This window comes from Streptomyces sp. TG1A-8, from assembly GCF_030499535.1.
Lineage (GTDB): Bacteria > Actinomycetota > Actinomycetes > Streptomycetales > Streptomycetaceae > Streptomyces.
The window spans coordinates 486702-505064 of record NZ_JASTLB010000004.1; the positions used below are offsets into that span (position 1 = coordinate 486702).

Below are 18363 nucleotides of genomic sequence, written 5' to 3' on the forward strand. Positions count from 1 at the left end.
AGTGAAACGAGAGGTCGGCCCTGGGGCGGGCTCGCGCCGTGACGGTCAACGTCCTGCCGGCCGCCGCGAGTTTCGCGATGATCACCGAGACACTGGGCTGTGCCGCTCTTGACAGAGGCCTCGAAGGGCCCGGGGAAACGGAGGCATCAGCCCGGTGCCCGCGTCATCACCGCGAAGTACGGGCGATGGCGGGTTCCGTGGCGGTGGCGAAGGCGCCGGGCCTCGCCGCTCTAACGGGAGGCCTCTCGGGCCGGGCTGACTTCAGGCGTTGCCCGACGCCCACGTCACCGTCACGGAACTCACCGGGGTGGACAGGGGCGCCAGTCTCAGAGCGGGTCTCAAGGACCGTGAGGGCCGAAGGCGTTCCGCCGTCCGTCGTAAGCCACCCGCTGGCCCCTTGCGGGGGCCGGACCGAGCCGCCTACACCCTGGATTAGGACCGTCTCTAAATGACTACCTCGGCCACTGACCAGAGCACGGGCAAGAACCTCGATGACGCCTGCGCCGCGGTCGCCAGTGAGATCGCCCGCACGGACGGCAAGGCATCCTTACTGCTCGCCTTCATCGGTGCTGTCCTGGTCGGCCTGGCCTCCCTCGCCGGCCGCCACCTGCCCGCCCCGGCCTACGCGGCCGGCGCCCTCGCTGTCGCCGCCCTCACTGCCGCTGCCGTGCTGCTGCTCCTGGTCGTCCGGCCCCACCTCGGCGGCCACGACCGCGCCAGCTTCCCCTACTGGGCACAACTCACCGAGGCAGAAATCAGCGCATGCATGACCGGCGACACCCGCGCCGCCCGCATCCACGCCCTGTCTACCATCGCCGTCGCCAAGTTCCGCCAGTTGCGCCGCGCGGTGGACTGCACCCTGACCGCGCTCGGCTTCCTCGTCCTGGCCACGCTCAGCGCCCTGCTGTAGGCCGGGCCCCGGGACGGTCGGCGCATCGGCTCATGGGACAACCGCCCCGGGCACTGGACGCCCCCGTCACGAGGCGCCAGCACTTCCAGCATGCCTGACCACCCCAATGCCGCCGCCCGGCTTCGCGTATTGCGTGGTAGCAAGCTGACTGCGGCGGGTTGCATCCAGGCGGCGAGGGCTGTTTTTTGTGCTCCAAGGAAGATCGCCCTTCAAGATCGTTCTTTCCCAATTGCACAAGAACAATCTTGAAGGGCGATGATGCGGTAGCCAGAGCCGGTGCCCTGCACCGCAGCAGGCTGAGCCTTCGTGGGGGCACCGCAGCGCTGTGAGCTGCCAACGCCGTCAGTGGTGGCAGTGCGGTCAGCTCGCAGATGCCTCGGTGGCGAGTGACTCCATCAGCAGCTCCGCCACCGCCGTCAGGTCTTGCGGAGACAACTGCTCCGTCAACGCCGCCACGATGCCCTGCGGGGAAGTGTCGGAGATGACAACGACAGGAGAAGATGCAGGGCCTGCTGACGCGGCGGTATTAACGCCGTTAACGGTCTGCGCAGCGCTCCCGTCGCCCAGCTTCCGCCGCGGCGTGCGATGGCGAGGCGTCTTCGCTGCGGCCATCACTTCCTGCGCGGCGGGGGCCTGCTGCTCTTTGGGTAGGCGGCCGATACGCCGTGCGGGCTCCACCTTCAGCTCCCCGGCCTCTACAGCCTCCTGCAGCTCCGGAGTGAGCTCCAGCAGCGCCAGCCGCTGCGACACCCAGGCCGGAGTCTTGCCCAGCCGCTTGGCCACCTGGCCCTGAGACCCGTGTACCTCAACCAACTGCTCGATGGCCTTGGCCTGGTCCAAAGGCGGCACGTCCACCCGGTGGACGTTAGCGATCAGCGCCGACTCCAAGATGTCAACGGCACTGGCCGCCAGGTCGTCATTGACATCGATCCGCAGCTCAGCCAGCCCAGCCCGGGCGGCAGCCATGAGGCGACGGTTACCGTCGATGACAACGTACTCAGCCGCCCCGATCTGCTCCTCCTGACCAGGATGCGCGCTCAGGAAAGCAGCACGCCGTGCGACAGTGACCGGCTGGACCTGCCCGCGAACGCGAAGCGACTCCGCGGTCTCCTCAATGTCGGTGTACTCATCGCGAGGATTGAACGGGTTGTGCGCCAGCTCCGCCAGCGGCACCGAAGCCGGCGGACGCTTCCCCTCACCATTGATGATCTGCTGCCGCGTCCGCACACGCCGCGGCACCTCCTGCCCACCGTCCTGACCGTCCTCATCCAGGGTGAAGCCGCGCGTCACACGCTCCTGCGGGCCCTTGGGCTTGGTCTTCCTCATACCGCCAGTTCCTTCGCCAAGTCGCGCATCGCCTGCGCATGCTCACTGTCGGGCGCATACTCCAGCAGCGGGATCTCCCCGTCCGCAGCCTCGCGCCCCTCCTTCAGATCCCCAATGACCGCCAGAACAGCCGGTGAGCTACTGCGCTCCCACTGATCGCGGTTCTCCTTGACCAGCTTTCCGCGGCGGCTGTCGTAAGCGTTGATAACCAGCCCCAGGTAGTCGACCGTGATGCGCCCCTTACGACACAGGTCTTCCATCTGCGAACGCAGCAGCCGAAACGCCCGGTGAGACGCCTTGTTCGCCCACACCGGCGTGATGACGCCGGACCGGTCAGACAGCTCCCCCTCACGGCGCCGGACGTAGTACAACGCCGTGTCCATGTTCAAACCGAGGCTCGGCGGACCATCGATGATAATGATGTCGTAGTCGTCCTCCAGCGGCTCCAGGGCCCGCTCCAGGGCAGCTTCACTGAACGACACCTTCGAAAGCGCCACATCCCGCAGGAACGCGTCATCGCTCGCGGGCAGCAAGTGCAGACGCTCGCCGAAGCGTTCCTGGTCCAAGGCGACCAGCAGGTCATGGATGTCGCCCTTGGCGGTCCCGTCCATGTGCATCAGCAGAGTCTCGACATCGTCCTCGTACATGAGGTCCTCAAAACCGAGCTCCGCAGTGAGATGCCCCTGCGGGTCATAGTCGACGATCAGCACCCGGTGGCCGGCCTCCGCAAGGGCCTGAGCGATGCCGCTGGAAATGAACGTCTTGCCAACGCCGCCCTTCTGGTTGGCCACTATGACGCGGATGACCGGCTGCTCAGTAAGAGGAGTGGTGGGCGAGGGATGCGCCTCCAGCCAGAGCGTCAACGCCTGAGCCAGTCCCTGGACATAGGTGACACCACGCTCGTTGCATGCGCTCTTGAACACATCGGACTCGCCGGCCGGGAGGAAGGTCCCCCAGGTTTTGGCGCCGGTGGTGTCTACCTCAGGAAGCCGATCGGCCGCGTACCAAGCCTTGATGGCATGCTCGGTAGCGTCCTGAATATCCATACCATGCTCAAAAGCACGGATTTTCAAGTGTCTGCGCAGGTGAGGAGTGAGAGCCGTAATTAGCTTCTCTCGCTCCCCTCGTGGGCTAGGAAGACTCATGCCACCAAACATTACTAGGTACCCGCGCCTGCAAGGGGGATCCTGATCCGCTTACATATAAGAGTCGGGAATCCGACACGCCTGAAGGCCACGGCCCAGGACACCATGCCTCGGGACCATCCCCGCGGGTGCGGAGAGCAGGCTTCCAGGCCTCCCGTCGGGAGGACTCGCGGGGGACCATCCCCGCGGGTGCGGGGAGCAGAGCCCGCACCGGGTCCAGGTGGCGCCGCCGTCGGGACCATCCCCGCGGATACGGGGAGCAGCATACGAGGCGAGGAAGCATCGGGAGGCCGTGGGGACCATCCCCGCGGGTGCGGGGAGCAGGCTTCGGCAAGGACGACGAAGGCTGGCATCTCGGGACCATCCCCGCGCGTGCGGGGAGCAGTGCTGCCCCGGGGAGGGGCTGAGCCCGCAGGAGGGACCATCCCCGCGCGTGCGGGGAGCAGTGCTGCCCCGGGGAGGGGCTGAGCCCGCAGGAGGGACCATCCCCGCGCGTGCGGGGAGCAGCGGGCAGCGGCTTTGTCCTCGGCGGCCTGCCGGGAACCATCCCCGCGCGTGCGGGGAGCAGCGGATCACGGTCACGATCTTCGTGCGCACGCGGGGACCATCCCCGCGCGTGCGGGGAGCAGACCGCGCGGCAAGTCTCGTGGCGCGGCGAGTTGGGACCATCCCCGCGCGTGCGGGGAGCAGTTCCTCGCGATCTTGCGCAGCTGTGCGGCGTAGGGACCATCCCCGCGCGTGCGGGGAGCAGTGGAACTGGGCGGCGCGGATCGGTTCGGCGTCGGGACCATCCCCGCGCGTGCGGGGAGCAGAACGTGCCGGTCAGGCCCATCAGCGCACCGACGGGACCATCCCCGCGCGTGCGGGGAGCAGTGTTGCGCCACACACTCACGGGGGCGAGTGTGGGGACCATCCCCGCGCGTGCGGGGAGCAGACCGCGCCACCCTCGCACTGCAAGACGCCAGCGGGACCATCCCCGCGCGTGCGGGGAGCAGGCTCGCCCCGGCCCCGGCCCCGGCGGTGCGCCGGGACCATCCCCGCGCGTGCGGGGAGCAGTGCGGCCTGATCGTCTTCCCAGGCCTCGACCAGGGACCATCCCCGCGCGTGCGGGGAGCAGACGGCGTCGAGGTCTGGCGCAAGCGGCAGTCGGGGACCATCCCCGCGCGTGCGGGGAGCAGGACGGGGCAATGCCCGTCCAACCCTGCTTTCCGGGACCATCCCCGCGCGTGCGGGGAGCAGTGAAGGCCGACGGGAGAGAGGGCTCGGTCGAGGGGACCATGCCCGCGCGTGCGGGGAGCAGTCCGCGAGGAACGTCGGTGAGGTGGGGCCCGAGGGACCATCCCCGCGCGTGCGGGGAGCAGGCATTCGGCAGCGATCCCAAGCTGTCGCCCATGGGACCATCCCCGCGCGTGCGGGGAGCAGGGCTCATCACGACGTTGCGGCGGGACTGGGCGGGGACCATCCCCGCGCGTGCGGGGAGCAGTCGGAGCGCACCAGCCTGGTCCTGGGCGCGATGGGACCATCCCCGCGCGTGCGGGGAGCAGGTGCTGACCGGCTATTCGGCCGACCCCTCCCTGGGACCATCCCCGCGCGTGCGGGGAGCAGACGACCCCGACATGTGCAGCGACGGCTACGTCGGGACCATCCCCGCGCGTGCGGGGAGCAGATCGGGGCGCCGTCGTAGCCGAGGACGACGGGGGGACCATCCCCGCGCGTGCGGGGAGCAGTGGGACATGAGGGATCGGCGCCGACAGCAGGTGGGACCATCCCCGCGCGTGCGGGGAGCAGATCATCGCCCAAGACGCGAACGAACTGATCCGGGGACCATCCCCGCGCGTGCGGGGAGCAGCGCACGCGCCATAGAGGCGGTGCTGACCGGCAGGGACCATCCCCGCGCGTGCGGGGAGCAGGACGTCGAGTCCGGCCCCGGAGCCGCCACCGCGGGACCATCCCCGCGCGTGCGGGGAGCAGGGAACCTCCTTGACGTCGTCCGGGTACTGGAAGGGACCATCCCCGCGCGTGCGGGGAGCAGACCCGGATGTCCGCATCCACGTCGTCCACGTCGGGACCATCCCCGCGCGTGCGGGGAGCAGGTGGTCGAGGGCCGCGAGGACGGACCCGGCGCGGGACCATCCCCGCGCGTGCGGGGAGCAGAATCACTGTCGCCGTGGTCGAGGTTGAGGAGGGGGACCATCCCCGCGCGTGCGGGGAGCAGGCCCCGGTCCGGACCGTTCGCACCGTCCGGTGGGGACCATCCCCGCGCGTGCGGGGAGCAGACTGCCTGACCTGCGGGTTTATTGCGACAGAGATGTGCTGTCGGTGACTTTTGCAGGTTCCGGCAAATGAGACATAAAGTCCTGCTCGGCCTCGTAGGTGCTTTCCAGCGGATCGACGGCGAGTCGATCATCATACGTCGTGCGGGTGCTGTCTTCTCGCGGATGCTTCTCTTTGCCCATTTTGGTGTGTGGAGCTGGGCTCTGCCTGTATCAATCCTTCATGAGCAATGGGGGGAGCGCTCGTTCCGGCATGTTGGCTCGGCTCGGGGAGCGGGCTCGGTCGGTGTGGGCCAAGCATGACTGTGACACCGATGGTTGGCTGCCGTTGTGGCGGCATATGGAGGACAGCGCCGCAGTGGCTGGCCTGTTATGGGACCGGTGGCTGCCCGTCGGAGTGCGCAGGCTGGTGGCCGGGGCGTTGCCGCAGGGTGAGGCGGACGCACGTGCCCTTGCTGTATGGCTTGCCGGTGTGCACGACATCGGCAAGGCCACCCCGGCGTTCGCCTGTCAAGTCGATCAGCTCGCCGATGTGATGCGCGGCCAGGGGCTGGAGATGCGTTCGGCGAGGGTGATGGGGCCGGATCGCCGGATCGCGCCGCATAGTCTGGCCGGGCAGGTGATGCTGGGGGAGTGGCTGGAGGAGCGGCACGGGTGGGCGTCCGCTCGGACCGGGCAGTTCACGGTTGCCGTGGGCGGACATCATGGTGTGCCGCCCGAGTACGGCCAGATCAAGGCCCTGTACGAGCATGAGGAGTTGCTGCGCACCCCTGGTGCAAGCGGCCGTGTCTGGCGGCAGGTGCAGACCGAGCTGCTCGACGCCTGCGCCGAGCGTTTCGGTGTGGCCGAACGACTGGGAGGATGGCGGACGGTCAGGCTGCCGCAGCCGGTGCAGGCGCTGCTGACCGCGCTGGTCATCGTCTCCGACTGGATCGCCAGCAACCCGGACCTCTTCCCGTACTTTCCCGATGGTGCGTCCCGCGATGACCAGGAGCGTCTCGCCGCGGCCTGGCGGGGACTGGACCTGCCGGGCCCCTGGCGGGCCGAAGAACCCGAGGGAAGTGCTCAGGAGCTGTTCGCCTCCCGATTCGAGCTGCCGGCGGGAGCGGAAATACGCCCCGTCCAGGAAACGGCTGTGGAGCTCGCCCGGAAGATGGAGACGCCTGGTCTGATGATCGTCGAGGCACCGATGGGCGAGGGGAAGACGGAGACGGCGCTCGCCGTGGCCGAGATCTTCGCGGCGCGCTCGGGTGCAGGAGGGGTGTTCTTCGCCCTGCCGACCATGGCCACCGGCAACGCCATGTTCCCCCGTCTACTCGGCTGGCTGGACCGGTTGCCGGGGGTGGCGGGCTCGCGCCGTTCGGTGCACCTGGCCCATTCCAAAGCCGCTCTCAACGACGACTTCGCCGGTCTGATGGCCCGCACGGGACGGGTCGTGGCCGTCGACGTGGACGAAGCGACGCCCGCGCCTCGACAACAGCGGGACGAGCAGTACCGCGCGGGTGCTGAACTGGTGGCGCATGCCTGGTTACGGGGCCGCAAGAAGGCCATGCTGGCCTCGTTCGTCGTGGGTACCGTCGACCAGTTGCTGTTCGCCGGGTTGAAGAGCAGGCACCTGGCGCTGCGGCACCTCGCCGTCGCCGGGAAGGTCGTCGTCATCGACGAGGCACACGCCTACGACACGTACATGAGTGTGTACCTGGACCGGGTGCTGTCCTGGCTGGGTGCGTACCGGGTCCCGGTGGTGGTGCTGTCCGCGACCCTGCCGGCCTCGCGCAGGCGTGAACTCATCGCGGCGTACTCCGGCCGGGCCGATGCGCCCGCCCTCGGATACACGACCGCACTGGAGGCATACCCGCTGCTGACCGCCGTCGTTCCGGGCGGCGCCCCGCTGGCCCGCCGCCCGCAGGTGTCGGCCCGGTCGTCGACCGTCCAGGTGGAGCGCCTTGCCGACGACCTGGACGTCCTCACCGACCGGCTGGAGGGCCAGCTGGCCGACGGCGGGTGCGTCCTGGTGATCCGCAACACGGTCAAGCGGGTGCTGGAGACGGCTCGTGCGCTGCGCGCCAGGTTCGGCGCCGAGAACGTGACTGTCGCCCACTCCTGCTTCGTCGACCTTGACCGGGCGGACAAGGACAGCGCACTGCTCCAGCTCTTCGGGCCTCCGGAGAAGACGGACGGCAGACCCACGGGCCGGCACATCGTGGTGGCCAGCCAGGTCGCCGAGCAGTCCCTGGACGTCGACTTCGACCTGCTGGTCAGCGATCTGTGCCCCGTCGACCTGCTCTTGCAGCGCATGGGCCGCCTGCACCGCCACCGGCGCGGACAGGGCCAGGAGGAGCGGCCCGCGCCTTTGCGGACGGCGCGCTGCCTGGTGACGGGAGCCGACTGGACGACGGACGTACCCGCCCCGGTGCGCGGATCGGTCGCCGTGTACGGGCGGTACGCCCTGCTGCGGTCGGCCGCGGTGCTCCTTCCCCACCTCGACGGCGGGCCCCGGCGGCCGGTGCGGCTCCCGGCGGACATCAGTCCTCTCGTGCAGAGCGCGTACGGGCAGGCACCGGTCGGGCCGGACCACTGGCAGGACGCGATGAAGGAGGCACGCGAGCAGTTCGAGCGGCACCGCGACGATCAGGCCGGGCGCGCCGCCGTGTTCCGTCTGGGGGAGGTCGGCAAGCCGGGGCGGCCGCTGTTCGGCTGGGTCGCCGCCGGTGTGGGAGACACGGACGACACCCCCACCGGGCGTGCCCAGGTCCGCGATAGCCGGGACAGCCTGGAGGTCATCGTCGTGCAGCGGCGCGGCGACGGAAGCCTCGCCACCCTGCCGTGGCTCAAGCCGGACCGCAGGAACCGGCAGCGCGCCGGCATCGAGCTGCCGCAGGACGCGACGCCGACGCGGTTCGCGGCCCGTACGGCCGCGAGCTGCGGACTGAGGCTTCCCCTGCAGTTCTCCGGCGAGACCACGGACCGGGCCATCGAGGAGCTGGAGCAGTTGTACCTGCCCAACTGGCAGGGCAAGGACAGCCCTTGGCTCTCCGACCAGCTGATTCTCGCTCTCGATGAGGACTGTCAGACCCGGCTGGCAGGATTCTCGCTCCAGTACAGCCCTGAAGACGGCCTCGAGGTGACCCGTGACGCAGACGACTGAATCCCCCGGTGCCGGTGCGGGTGCGGCACCGTCCTTCGACCTGACTGGCCGGCCGTGGATCCAGGTGCTGCGGTGCGACGGTTCCCAGGACGAGCTGTCGCTGTGCCAGGTTTTCGCCCAGGCCGACGATCTGCGGCGGGTCGTGGGCGATCTGGCCACCCAGGAGTTCGCCCTGGTCCGTCTCCTCCTGGCCGTCGCGCACGACGCCCTGGACGGCCCTGGCGACATTGAGGAGTGGGCGGAGCTGTGGGAGGACCCTGACTGCTTCGCCCCCGTCCAGGCGTACCTGGAGGAGCACCGCGAGCGGTTCGACCTTCTGCACCCGCTCACGCCGTTTCTGCAGAGCGCCGGGCTGCGTACCGCGAAGGACGAGGTCTTCTCTCTGAACCGGATCGTGGCCGATGTGCCCGCCGGGGAGCCGTTCTTCACTGCGCGGATGCCGGACGTGAAGCGGCTGACCTTCGCCGAGGCGGCGCGCTGGGTCGTGCACGTCCACGCCTACGACACCTCCGGCATCAAGACCGGCATGGACGGCGACGACCGGGTCAAGGGCGGCAAGGTGTATCCGCTCGGCACCGGCTGGGCGGGCGGGCTGGGCGGCGTCTTCGTGGAGGGTGCGACGCTGCGCCAGACGCTGCTGCTCAACCTGGTGGCGGCGGACACCGAAGCACTCGACTTCTCCGCCGGCGACTGGCCGGCCTGGCGCCGGGAGCCGTGCGGGCCGGGCTCCGACGGCCGTGCCGCGAGCGGTCTGCGCGACCTGTACACCTGGCAGTCGCGCCGGGTGCGGCTGCATCACGACGCGGATGGCGTCCACGGTGTCGTCCTCGGCTACGGCGATCCGCTCGCCTGGCGGAACATGCACGGCCGTGAGCCGATGACTGCGTGGCGGCGCAGTCCCGCGCAGGAGAAGAAGCTGGGGCAGTCGCCCGTGTACCTACCCCTGGAACACAATCCGGCCCGCTCGGCCTGGCGGGGCATCGCCGCGCTCCTCGCCGACCGGCTGGAGGAGACCGGCGGCGCCGAGGCACCCTCGCGTCTGCGTCCGCGGATCCTCGAATGGGTCGCCCGGCTGGTGACCGAAGGCCATCTCCCCCGCCGTTTCCTCGTCCGTGCCCGGGTGGTGGGCGTCAGGTACGGGACCCAGCAGTCGGTGGTCGACGAGGTCGTCGACGACCGACTGCTGATGCCGCTCGTCCTGCTGCACGGGCAGGACCCCACCTATGCCCGGCAGGCCATCGCCGCGGCCGAGGACGCCGACCGGGCGGTGCGGGTCCTGGGGGACCTCGCTGCCGACCTGGCCCGGGCGACCGGAGCCGAGCAGGAAGGGCCGAGGTCCGCAGCCCGTGCCGAGGGGTTCGACGCGCTGGACCATCCGTACCGCGGCTGGCTGGCCGCCATGGCGGAGGCTCCCGATCCCTTCGAGCACCGGAACACGTGGCAGCGCCAGGTACGGCAGACGGCGGGCCGTCTCGGTGACCGTCTCATCGCCGCCGCGGGCGACGCGGCCTGGGAGGGGCGGATCCAGACCGACACCAAAGGCGGCACCCACTGGCTGAACGCAGGCCTGGCCGACGTGTGGTTCCGGGGGCGGCTGGCCAGGGCGCTGGGAGACCCCGGCCCCTCCGCCTCCCCGGACTCCCCGGGATCAGATGACAGTGCCGCCTCGACCGACGACGGTCCGCCCGGGCCGGGGCCCGCCGGCCTGCCGGAAGCCGATCACACCACGACCGCCCCGGAGGTGCACGTATGACCACCGCATCCGCATCAGCCCCACCCGTCGCGGTTCCAGTTCCTCAACAGGTCGCGAAGCTCGCCGCCGCGCACATCGGCCCTTGGCAGGAGGGATACCTCAAAGACAGGTCCCAGGCCGTGGCCGCCCTGGCCCGCCTGCGCCGCGGTGCGGGCCGCGAGGCGGGCGAGACGCCCGACCTGTGGAACCTGATCGACACCGATCCGCTGCACACTCCGGCTGAGGGGGCGCGGCCGTTGAGCGAGCAGGAGATGGTGCGTGCCGAGAACGCGCTGCACGCGGCCCTCACCCTGTGGGCGTTCCACCAGCAGTCCCGCGGCGTCCCCATGCACCGCCGACACACCCGTGAGCGGCCGGGCGGCCTGGGCGCGGCGGTCCGGCGCCTGATGCCGACCGACGGCATCGACGAACCCATCCACAAGCGCCTGGTCCGCGCGGGTACCGCCCCCGACCTCGTCACTCTCATCCAGCGCCTGCGCGACATCGTCAACCTGCTGCGCCGTGACGACGTCCCGCTCGACTACGCCCTCCTCGCCGGCCAGCTCTACCTCTGGCAGTGGCCCGACGGACCCGCCGCCGTCCGCCGCCGGTGGGGCCGTTCCTTCCACGAGCTGCGGCGGACCCGGCCGGCCTCTGACGAGAACACCACCCCGGACACCGACAAGGACGCCTCGTGAACCGCATCTTCCTGGACGTGCACGCCCTGCAGACCGTCCCGCCCAGCAACCTCAACCGGGACGACACGGGCGCGCCCAAAACGGCCGTCTACGGCGGGGTTCCCCGCGCCCGTGTCTCCAGCCAGGCGTGGAAGCGGGCCATCCGCACCTACTTCAAGGACGAGCACCTGCTCGACCCCGCCGAGCTGGGCGTGCGGACCAAGAAGGTCGTGGAGCTCCTGGCCGACCGGATCACCGGCCTCGACGCGTCCGTCGAAAGGGAGACGGCGCTCAAGCTCGCCGACGAGACGGTCAAGGCCGCAGGCTTCAAGACCGAGGTCCCCAAGCGGAAGGCCGAGCAGGCGAAGAAGGACGGCAGTCCCGCCCCCGCGCCCGAAAGCAAGTACCTGGTCTTCCTCAGCTCCCGCCAGCTCGACGGCCTGGCTCGCCTCGCCCTCGAGGGCGCCGCGGACATCACGGCGTTCTTGAAGACCAAGGAGAACAAGGCCCGCGCCAAGGAGCTCGCAGACACCCGTCACTCCGTGGACATCGCCCTGTTCGGCCGGATGGTCGCCGACGTCGCCGACATCAACGTCGACGCCGCCGTACAGGTGGCACACGCTCTCAGCGTCCACCGGGTCGACAACGAGTCCGACTACTACACGGCCGTCGACGACAAGAACACCGACGAGGAGACCGGCGCCGGAATGATCGGCACCGTCGACTTCAACTCCGCGACCCTCTACCGCTACGCCGCCCTCGGTGTGCACCAGCTCGCCGCCAACCTCGGCCAGGGCCTGCGTGAGGACGAACCGCGCACCGAGCCGGTACGCCGCGCCGTCGAGGCGTTCGTACAGGCCTTCGTCTCCTCCCTGCCCACCGGGAAAATCAACACCTTCGGGCACCACACCGAGCCCGACGCCGTCGTCGTCAAGCTCCGCACCACCCGGCCGATCAGCTGCGTCGCTGCCTTCGAGGACCCGGTCCGCAGCGACGGCGGCGGGCACCTGCGCGAGGCCGCCGACCGGCTCGCCGCCTACACCTTCGACATCGAGCGTGCCTACGGCGATCCCGGGACCACCCTCACCTGGGTCCTGCGCGTCGGCCCCGCCACGCAGAAGCTCGCCGACCTCGGCACCGAGACCGGCACGCTGCGCGAGCTCGCCGCCGCCGTCGGACAGGCCGTCGCGGAACGCCTGGAGAAGCCCGCATGAGCCGCACCAGCGTGCTGGTCCTCCGCCTGGCAGGCCCCCTGCAGTCCTGGGGGGCCTCCTCCCGTTTCACCCGCCGCACCACAGAATCGGCCCCGACCAAGAGCGGCGTCGTCGGCCTGCTCGCCGCGGCGGCCGGCATCGAGCGCAGCGACGACGTACGCCTCGCCCCCCTGGCGGCGCTCCGGTTCGGGGTCCGCATCGACCAGCCCGGCACCCGCATCCGGGACTTCCACACCGCCCACCACGGCGTCACCGGCGCGTCCATGCCGCTGTCCGAGCGGTTCTACCTCGCCGACGCCGTCTTCGTCGCCGCCGTCGAGGGCGACCACGCTCTGCTCACCAGCCTGCACGACGCCCTGCGCGCCCCGGTCTACCCGTCCTACCTCGGCCGGCGTTCGTGCCCGCCCTCCGAACCGGTCGACCTCGGCCTGTACGAGGACGCCCGCATCGAGGACGTACTGACGAGCGTGCCCTGGCAGGCCTCCGCCTGGTACCGCAGGAGCCACCAGACCCCGCAGACCCTGACCGTGCTGCGCGAGACAGCCGCCGACGAGCCCGCCGCAGCGGCGGACGTCCTGCGCGATCAGCCGGTCAGCTTCGACGCCGCCCACCGGCGGCATGCGCTGCGCACCGTCGTCACCGCCCCCGTGCCCACTCCGATCCCGTCGGTCGGCGGCCCGCGGGAGGACACGCACGATCCATTCGCTGCCCTCGACGTCCTGGAGGATGAGAGCGCCTGATGTTCCTCACCCGCTTCCGCGTCAACACCGCGCGGCCCGGCGCCCGCCGCCTCCTGTCCTCGCCTCAGGCCATGCACGCGGCCGTCATGTCGTCGTTCCCGCACATCCTGCCCTCCGACAGCCCGGCGCCCGACGCCCCACGCGTGCTGTGGCGCCTGGACCAGCAGGCCCGCGCCGAGGTGCTGCTCTACATCGTCAGCCCCGACCGTCCCGACCTGACGCACATGGTCGAGCAGGCCGGATGGCCCGTAGTCGCCGACCCCGAGAACCCCGGCTGGCAGACCCGGCCCTACGCCCCGCTCCTTAACCGGCTGACCGCCGGCGACCACTGGGCGTTCCGCCTGACCGCGAACCCCGTGCACACCATCCGCCGCAAGGAGGGCGAACCCCGCAAGCTCACCGCCCACCTCACGCCCGTCCACCAGATGGGCTGGCTGCTCGACGACGAACGCCAAAAACGCCTCGGCTTCCGCGTCTGCGAGAAGCCGGCCGACCGGCGGCTCCTGCCCGAGGGCACCACCCACCACAAGCGCCCCCGCCCCGGCGACCGCTACGAGCTGGCCGTACAGGACACGCGGTCCCTCTCCTTCGACAAGTCCCGCGGCTCCGGCAGCCGTCAGGACAAACCGGTCACCGTCGTCACCGTCACCTTCGAAGGACGGCTGGAGGTCACCGACCCCGACGCCCTGCGCCGCGCCCTCACCCAGGGCATCGGCCGGGCCCGTGCCTACGGCTGCGGCCTGCTCACCCTGGCCCCCCTCGCCCAACCCGGCCGGCAGGCGCCGTGAGCACAGTCTCCCGGCGCCCGGCACTGACCCCCCGCCAGCTCACCCGCACCGACGAGCGCCTCTCCTTCGTCTACCTGGAGCGCTGCACGGTGCACCGTGACGCCAACGCCATCACCGCCCAGGACGCGGAGGGCACCACCCACATCCCCTCGGCGACCATCGGCACTCTTCTCCTCGGCCCCGGAACGCGCGTCACCCACCAGGCCATGAGCGTGCTGGGCGAAACCGGTGCGGCGGTCTGCTGGGTCGGCGAACACGGCGTGCGCTACTACGCATCCGGCCGCGCCCTCAGCCGTTCCTCCGCCCTCATGGAGGCCCAGGCGCGGCAGTGGGCCAACCCGCGCAGCCGTCTGGCCGTGGCACGCGAGATGTACCGGCTGCGCTTCCCGGACGAGGACCCCGCTCGCCTGACCCGGCACGAACTGCTGGGCCGGGAAGGAAAACGCCTCAAGGACTGCTACCGCGCCGAAGCTGCCCGCACAGGTGTCCCCTGGCGCGGCCGCCACTACATTCCAGGCGACTTCAGCAGCGGTGACGCTGTCAATCAGGCCATCACCGCCGCTGCCCAGTGCATGTACGGCATCGCACATGCCGTCGTCACCTCCCTGGGATGCAGCCCAGCCCTGGGCTTCATCCACTCCGGCCACGAACTGTCCTTCGTCCTGGACGTCGCCGACCTCTACAAGACCGAGATCGGCATTCCGCTCGCCTTCGACGTGGCCGCACAGGACGAGGAAGACATCGGCCCCCGCACTCGTCGCGCACTGCGAGACCGCATCAACGAAACCTCCCTGCTGAACCGGTGCGTGAACGACATCAAACGCCTCCTGCTACCCGAAGCAGCCGACCCTGCGGAACTGGATGTGGATCAGGACGTGGTCACACTTCAAAGCGACGGCGGCCACCAGGTCGCCTCCGGCATCAACTACGACGGACCTGACGACGGAGACATGCTCTGGTGACCGTCATCATCCTCACCAACTGCCCCGCCGGACTGCGCGGCTTCCTTACCCGCTGGCTGCTGGAGATTTCTGCCGGTGTCTTCGTAGGCAAGCCCTCTGCCCGCGTCCGCGACGTGCTGTGGAAAGAAATCCAGCAGTACGCCGGCCAGGGGCGCGCCCTGCTGGCCCACACAGCCAACAACGAGCAGGGCTTCACTTTCCGCACCCACGACCACGCCTGGCATCCGACCGACCATGAAGGCCTCACGCTCATCCACCGCCCCAACCCGGACGCACCTCGTCCCGCTGCGCCTTCCCGGAACGGACCACCAACCGGCTGGAGCAGGGCTTCCAAACGCCGACGCTTCGGGAAAGGCTGATGGTCGACATGCGGGCTATGAGGCATTTGCCGGAATCAGTGAAAGTACTCGAAAACCGGCTCGGACGCCAGTAAAGTCCCAGGTCAGCGAGTCTGCTCCCCGCGCCCGCGGGGATGGCCCCCCCGTGCCCCCCGTGCCCCCCGTGCCCCCCCTGCTCCCCGCGCCCGCGGGGATGGCCCCGAACAGCAGGACCGGCGGCACGGTGTGCAGCACTGCTCCCCGCGCCCGCGGGGATGGCCCCGTAGTGGGCTGACAGTCGGTCAAGGTCAGCTGCTCCCCGCGCCCGCGGGGATGGCCCCGACAAGCAGGGTCGCCGGGCCGGACGGCTCGGCTGCTCCCCGCGCCCGCGGGGATGGCCCCACCAACCGCGTCGCCTGCCTGCACGGCCGCCCCTGCTCCCCGCGCCCGCGGGGATGGCCCCAGGAACGTTGCTCGTGCCCAGAGTACGGAGTGCTGCTCCCCGCGCCCGCGGGGATGGCCCCTGCACCGACTGCCGCGCCCCGTTCCGCGCCCCCTGCTCCCCGCGCCTGCGGGGATGGCCCCGCCGACGCCGGCATGCGCGCCGATAAAGGCGTCTGCTCCCCGCGCCCGCGGGGATGGCCCCGGTACTCGGCCTATCACCCACGTGTCCCGGTTCTGCTCCCCGCGCCCGCGGGGATGGCCCCCGCAAACTGGCCCAGCGTCTGGCACGCGAGGACTGCTCCCCGTGCCCGCGGGGATGGCCCCTCGGGCAGGCCTCCCAGACCGCCACCCGGCACCTGCTCCCCGCGCCCGCGGGGATGGCCCCGGAAGGGCGTCAGGTCCACCTCGGCCTGGACGCTGCTCCCCGCGCCCGCGGGGATGGCCCCCACGGCACACGGGTGCGGTATCGACGTCCGCCCTGCTCCCCGCGCCCGCGAGGATGGCCCCCGCACAAAACAGGCGGGCCGGAACCTCGATTCTGCTCCCCGCGGGTGGAGTCTGCCTGACCGACCGCTGCTCCCCGCGCCCGTGGGGATGATTCTCACGCCGACCGCGCCGGGTGGATCGGGGAGCGCTGCTCCCCGCACCTGCGGGGATGGTCCCATCATGGCCGTGGTCTTGCCTCGGCCGGACCTCTGCTCCCCGCGCTCGCGGGGATGATCCCTCCTCGTGACTCGCCGCCGAGGCCGCGGTGTGCTGTTCCCCGCTCGCGGGGATGGTCCCCGGCCTGCTTCGATGTTCTGGACGATAGTGCGCTGCTGCCCGCGTCTGCGGGGATGGTCCGTGCACCGCCTGGGTCACCAGCAAGGCGGGTCACTGCTTTTCCCTGTCTGCGGGTAGAGGGTCGACGGCCTCGGCCAAGAACAGCGTTTGGGGTGCGGCGTGGGCGGAGGCGGGGGTGAGGGACAGGACGGCGAGGAGCGCGGCTGTGAGGTCGGGCAATACAGGCTTGGTCATGTCCCGTTGGCAGCGGTCGGCCAAGGAGTGGGGCAGGCATTGGCCGGTCGGACCATTCGTATGAGGGCAATGGCCGTACCGGCAGGGCACGGCGCCGTACTCCTTGAAATGCGCAGCCCTCGATCGTCCGGCGCGGCGCCTTGGTCTGGTGCGGGTGATCCGGGCCGGGGACGGCCGGGCGTACTTGACCCTGGCGGTGGTGGTACGGGTGGTTCAGCCGCAGTCGTTACGGTTGATTTTCAGCGAGCGGGTCTGGTCGTTGAGGTTGTAGCCGCGCAGGTCGTGGATGGAGCCGCCGCTGCGGGTGACACACACCGGTCGGCGTGGTTGCGTTTTTCGTAAATGTGGGCGGTGGGGTCGGAGTTGTTGCGGATGGGGCTGCCGCGGTCACGGATCGCTGTGGGCGGGTCCTTCACGCTGCCGTCCACGGCGCGCCGCACCCAGGGCTGCCCGCCGAAGTTGATCTCGGGGTAGATGCACACGTAGCCGGACGGGCAGTCGATCGCTGCCCCTGCCGTGCTGGTCTGGGTGGAGGCGGCAGCCGGGGCGGCGAGCGGGAACAGGACGAGGACGGCGACAGCCGCGGCACGCGTCACGTTTTTGATTGCGGCACTGCACTACACATATGGGCTGCCGGGTGCCGGCTGGGAGGGTTCGCCGGGGAAGTCAGCCGTGCGGAGGAGCAGGGCCTCTCGGGGCGGGTGAAGCGTCCCGCATGGTGGCGGGGACGTCGCTTCGGTGCCGGGCTGCGCGGGGCAGGTCACGGGCGTGCGGGCGGCCCATGGGTGCCGCTGGTGTCCCCAGGGAGGGGAAGCGATGCGGGGACGTCCTCGTTGTGCGGGGCCGGCGTGTCTGCGCTAGAATCGATCATGAAGATGGGTGGTCCGCTCCGGCGGCTGCTGTCTGTGCGTTGGTCGTCTAAGGAAAGATGTCCCGCTTCCTGCGGGGAGATGCAGGTGCAAGGCCTGCCCGGCGCTCGATACGACAAGCCCCGTTCCTGCTGCAGGGACGGGGCTTTTGTTGTTCGGCGCCTGGGCCCTGCTGTTGCGGAGGCGGTCCTGGCGCTTTTTGCGGCCGTTGGTGACCGGTGGTCAGGCCTGGTCCCCGGGTGGCCTGCGGCCTGTCCCCGCCCCGCTGGGGGCGGGACGGGGGTGGGGCGCCGCTGGGAACGGTCCGGGGGCTGTTCCGGCGGGCTCTTCGGCTGGAGGTCGGGTCTGTCCAGCCAACGGTGTAACTCGGGTGGTGTGATTTAGAACTCCTAACGAAATGATTTTCGAGGTGGTTGGATCATTACGGCAGCGATGATCTGGGGGTGCGAAGTGGCACGGCCGAAGCCGTGGGAAGTCGACGACGAGCTGTGGGCGGTGATCGAACCGCTGCTGCCCAAGGTCGAGCGTCGGGCCCGGCACCCAGGGCGCAAGCGGCATCCGGACCGGCTGGTGTTCCAGGGCATCCTGTTCGTCCTGCACACCGGGATCTCCTGGGAACACCTGCCGCAGGAACTCGGCTTCGGCTCGGGCATGACCTGCTGGCGACGCCTGGCCGAGTGGACCGGGGCCGGCGTGTGGCCCCGACTGCACGAGGTCCTCCTTGCCAAGCTCCGCAGCGCGAACGCCCTGGACTTCTCCCGAGCGGCCGTCGACGGCTCCCACATCCGCGCGCTAATACTC

At 70.4% G+C, this 18363-nt stretch carries 14 protein-coding genes, 1 pseudogene and 2 CRISPR repeat arrays; of the genes and pseudogenes, 10 read left to right on the plus strand and 5 right to left on the minus strand.

All coding sequences use genetic code 11. The features are described 5' to 3' along the window. The first annotated feature begins 448 nt into the window (after positions 1–448). Entirely contained in the window at positions 449–910 is a 462-nt protein-coding gene (locus QQY24_RS34480) for a Pycsar system effector family protein (RefSeq protein ID WP_301976839.1), read from the plus strand. A gap of 360 nt (positions 911–1270) precedes the next feature. On the opposite strand, the gene QQY24_RS34485 is transcribed toward QQY24_RS34480, so the two are convergent. The 3 genes from QQY24_RS34485 to QQY24_RS34495 form a co-directional block, all read right to left on the minus strand. Continuing rightward, complete coding sequence (locus QQY24_RS34485; RefSeq protein ID WP_301976840.1) at positions 1271–2236, minus strand: ParB/RepB/Spo0J family partition protein; 966 nt, start codon at positions 2234–2236, stop codon at positions 1271–1273. Beyond that, on the minus strand, positions 2233–3381 hold the full coding sequence (locus QQY24_RS34490) for a ParA family protein (protein ID WP_301976842.1): 1149 nt from the start codon (positions 3379–3381) through the stop codon (positions 2233–2235). The genes QQY24_RS34485 and QQY24_RS34490 overlap by 4 nt, the downstream gene beginning before the upstream one ends. A 112-nt stretch (positions 3382–3493) precedes the next feature. Then, positions 3494–5657: a CRISPR direct-repeat array (repeat unit 29 nt; unit sequence GGGACCATCCCCGCGCGTGCGGGGAGCAG). 18 nt (positions 5658–5675) lie between these two features. Further along, positions 5676–5837: a hypothetical protein gene (locus QQY24_RS34495; RefSeq protein ID WP_301976843.1), complete on the minus strand. Its 162-nt coding sequence runs from the start codon at positions 5835–5837 to the stop codon at positions 5676–5678. A 40-nt stretch (positions 5838–5877) separates the two neighbouring features. Here QQY24_RS34495 and cas3 point away from each other — a divergent pair, with 40 nt between their 5' ends. The 8 genes from cas3 to cas2e are packed head-to-tail and all read left to right on the plus strand — an operon-like array spanning position 5878 to position 15274. Continuing rightward, positions 5878–8802 (plus strand): CRISPR-associated helicase Cas3', encoded by a 2925-nt coding sequence (gene cas3 / locus QQY24_RS34500; protein ID WP_301976844.1) that lies wholly within the window; start codon positions 5878–5880, stop codon positions 8800–8802. Next, complete coding sequence (gene casA / locus QQY24_RS34505; RefSeq protein WP_301976845.1) at positions 8786–10555, plus strand: type I-E CRISPR-associated protein Cse1/CasA; 1770 nt, start codon at positions 8786–8788, stop codon at positions 10553–10555. The genes cas3 and casA overlap by 17 nt, the downstream gene beginning before the upstream one ends. Further along, positions 10552–11232 carry a type I-E CRISPR-associated protein Cse2/CasB gene (casB, locus tag QQY24_RS34510; protein ID WP_301976846.1) on the plus strand — a complete coding sequence of 227 codons (681 nt, stop codon included), beginning with the start codon at positions 10552–10554 and terminating at the stop codon, positions 11230–11232. The genes casA and casB overlap by 4 nt, the downstream gene beginning before the upstream one ends. Continuing rightward, positions 11229–12425: a type I-E CRISPR-associated protein Cas7/Cse4/CasC gene (gene cas7e, locus QQY24_RS34515; protein WP_301976847.1), complete on the plus strand. Its 1197-nt coding sequence runs from the start codon at positions 11229–11231 to the stop codon at positions 12423–12425. The genes casB and cas7e overlap by 4 nt, the downstream gene beginning before the upstream one ends. Continuing rightward, a complete protein-coding gene (gene cas5e / locus QQY24_RS34520; protein WP_301976848.1) occupies positions 12422–13165 on the plus strand; it encodes a type I-E CRISPR-associated protein Cas5/CasD in 744 nt (247 codons plus the stop codon). Before cas7e ends, cas5e begins: the two co-directional genes overlap by 4 nt. Beyond that, a complete protein-coding gene (cas6e, locus tag QQY24_RS34525; protein WP_301976849.1) occupies positions 13165–13953 on the plus strand; it encodes a type I-E CRISPR-associated protein Cas6/Cse3/CasE in 789 nt (262 codons plus the stop codon). Before cas5e ends, cas6e begins: the two co-directional genes overlap by 1 nt. Then, the gene (cas1e, locus tag QQY24_RS34530) at positions 13950–14915 is read left to right on the plus strand and encodes a type I-E CRISPR-associated endonuclease Cas1e (RefSeq protein WP_301976497.1); all 966 of its coding nucleotides are present in this window, start codon (positions 13950–13952) and stop codon (positions 14913–14915) included. The genes cas6e and cas1e overlap by 4 nt, the downstream gene beginning before the upstream one ends. After that, positions 14912–15274 carry a type I-E CRISPR-associated endoribonuclease Cas2e gene (cas2e, locus tag QQY24_RS34535; protein WP_301976496.1) on the plus strand — a complete coding sequence of 121 codons (363 nt, stop codon included), beginning with the start codon at positions 14912–14914 and terminating at the stop codon, positions 15272–15274. The genes cas1e and cas2e overlap by 4 nt, the downstream gene beginning before the upstream one ends. 92 nt (positions 15275–15366) lie before the next feature. Beyond that, positions 15367–16183: a CRISPR direct-repeat array (repeat unit 29 nt; unit sequence CTGCTCCCCGCGCCCGCGGGGATGGCCCC). A gap of 366 nt (positions 16184–16549) precedes the next feature. Here cas2e and QQY24_RS34540 read toward each other — a convergent pair. Together QQY24_RS34540 and QQY24_RS34545 are read right to left on the minus strand one after the other, a co-directional pair. Beyond that, a complete protein-coding gene (locus QQY24_RS34540; RefSeq protein WP_301976495.1) occupies positions 16550–16693 on the minus strand; it encodes a hypothetical protein in 144 nt (47 codons plus the stop codon). A 239-nt stretch (positions 16694–16932) separates the two neighbouring features. Continuing rightward, entirely contained in the window at positions 16933–17289 is a 357-nt protein-coding gene (locus QQY24_RS34545; RefSeq protein WP_301976494.1) for a peptidase inhibitor family I36 protein, read from the minus strand. 705 nt (positions 17290–17994) lie between these two features. Here QQY24_RS34545 and QQY24_RS34550 point away from each other — a divergent pair. Further along, positions 17995–18357 (plus strand): annotated as a pseudogene (locus QQY24_RS34550) (transposase); the annotation flags it as partial. Positions 18358–18363: the final 6 nt, after the last annotated feature.

Excerpts from the sequence above, each read along its gene's own strand:
- QQY24_RS34540 (WP_301976495.1), bottom strand. The coding sequence starts at position 16,693 with ATGACCAAGCCTGTATTGCCCGACCTCACAGCCGCGCTCCTCGCCGTC.
- QQY24_RS34490 (WP_301976842.1), bottom strand. The coding sequence starts at position 3,381 with ATGAGTCTTCCTAGCCCACGAGGGGAGCGAGAGAAGCTAATTACGGCT.
- QQY24_RS34495 (WP_301976843.1), bottom strand. The coding sequence starts at position 5,837 with ATGGGCAAAGAGAAGCATCCGCGAGAAGACAGCACCCGCACGACGTAT.
- cas6e (WP_301976849.1), top strand. The coding sequence starts at position 13,165 with ATGTTCCTCACCCGCTTCCGCGTCAACACCGCGCGGCCCGGCGCCCGC.
- casB (WP_301976846.1), top strand. The coding sequence starts at position 10,552 with ATGACCACCGCATCCGCATCAGCCCCACCCGTCGCGGTTCCAGTTCCT.
- cas3 (WP_301976844.1), top strand. The coding sequence starts at position 5,878 with ATGAGCAATGGGGGGAGCGCTCGTTCCGGCATGTTGGCTCGGCTCGGG.
- cas5e (WP_301976848.1), top strand. The coding sequence starts at position 12,422 with ATGAGCCGCACCAGCGTGCTGGTCCTCCGCCTGGCAGGCCCCCTGCAG.
- QQY24_RS34480 (WP_301976839.1), top strand. The coding sequence starts at position 449 with ATGACTACCTCGGCCACTGACCAGAGCACGGGCAAGAACCTCGATGAC.
- QQY24_RS34485 (WP_301976840.1), bottom strand. The coding sequence starts at position 2,236 with ATGAGGAAGACCAAGCCCAAGGGCCCGCAGGAGCGTGTGACGCGCGGC.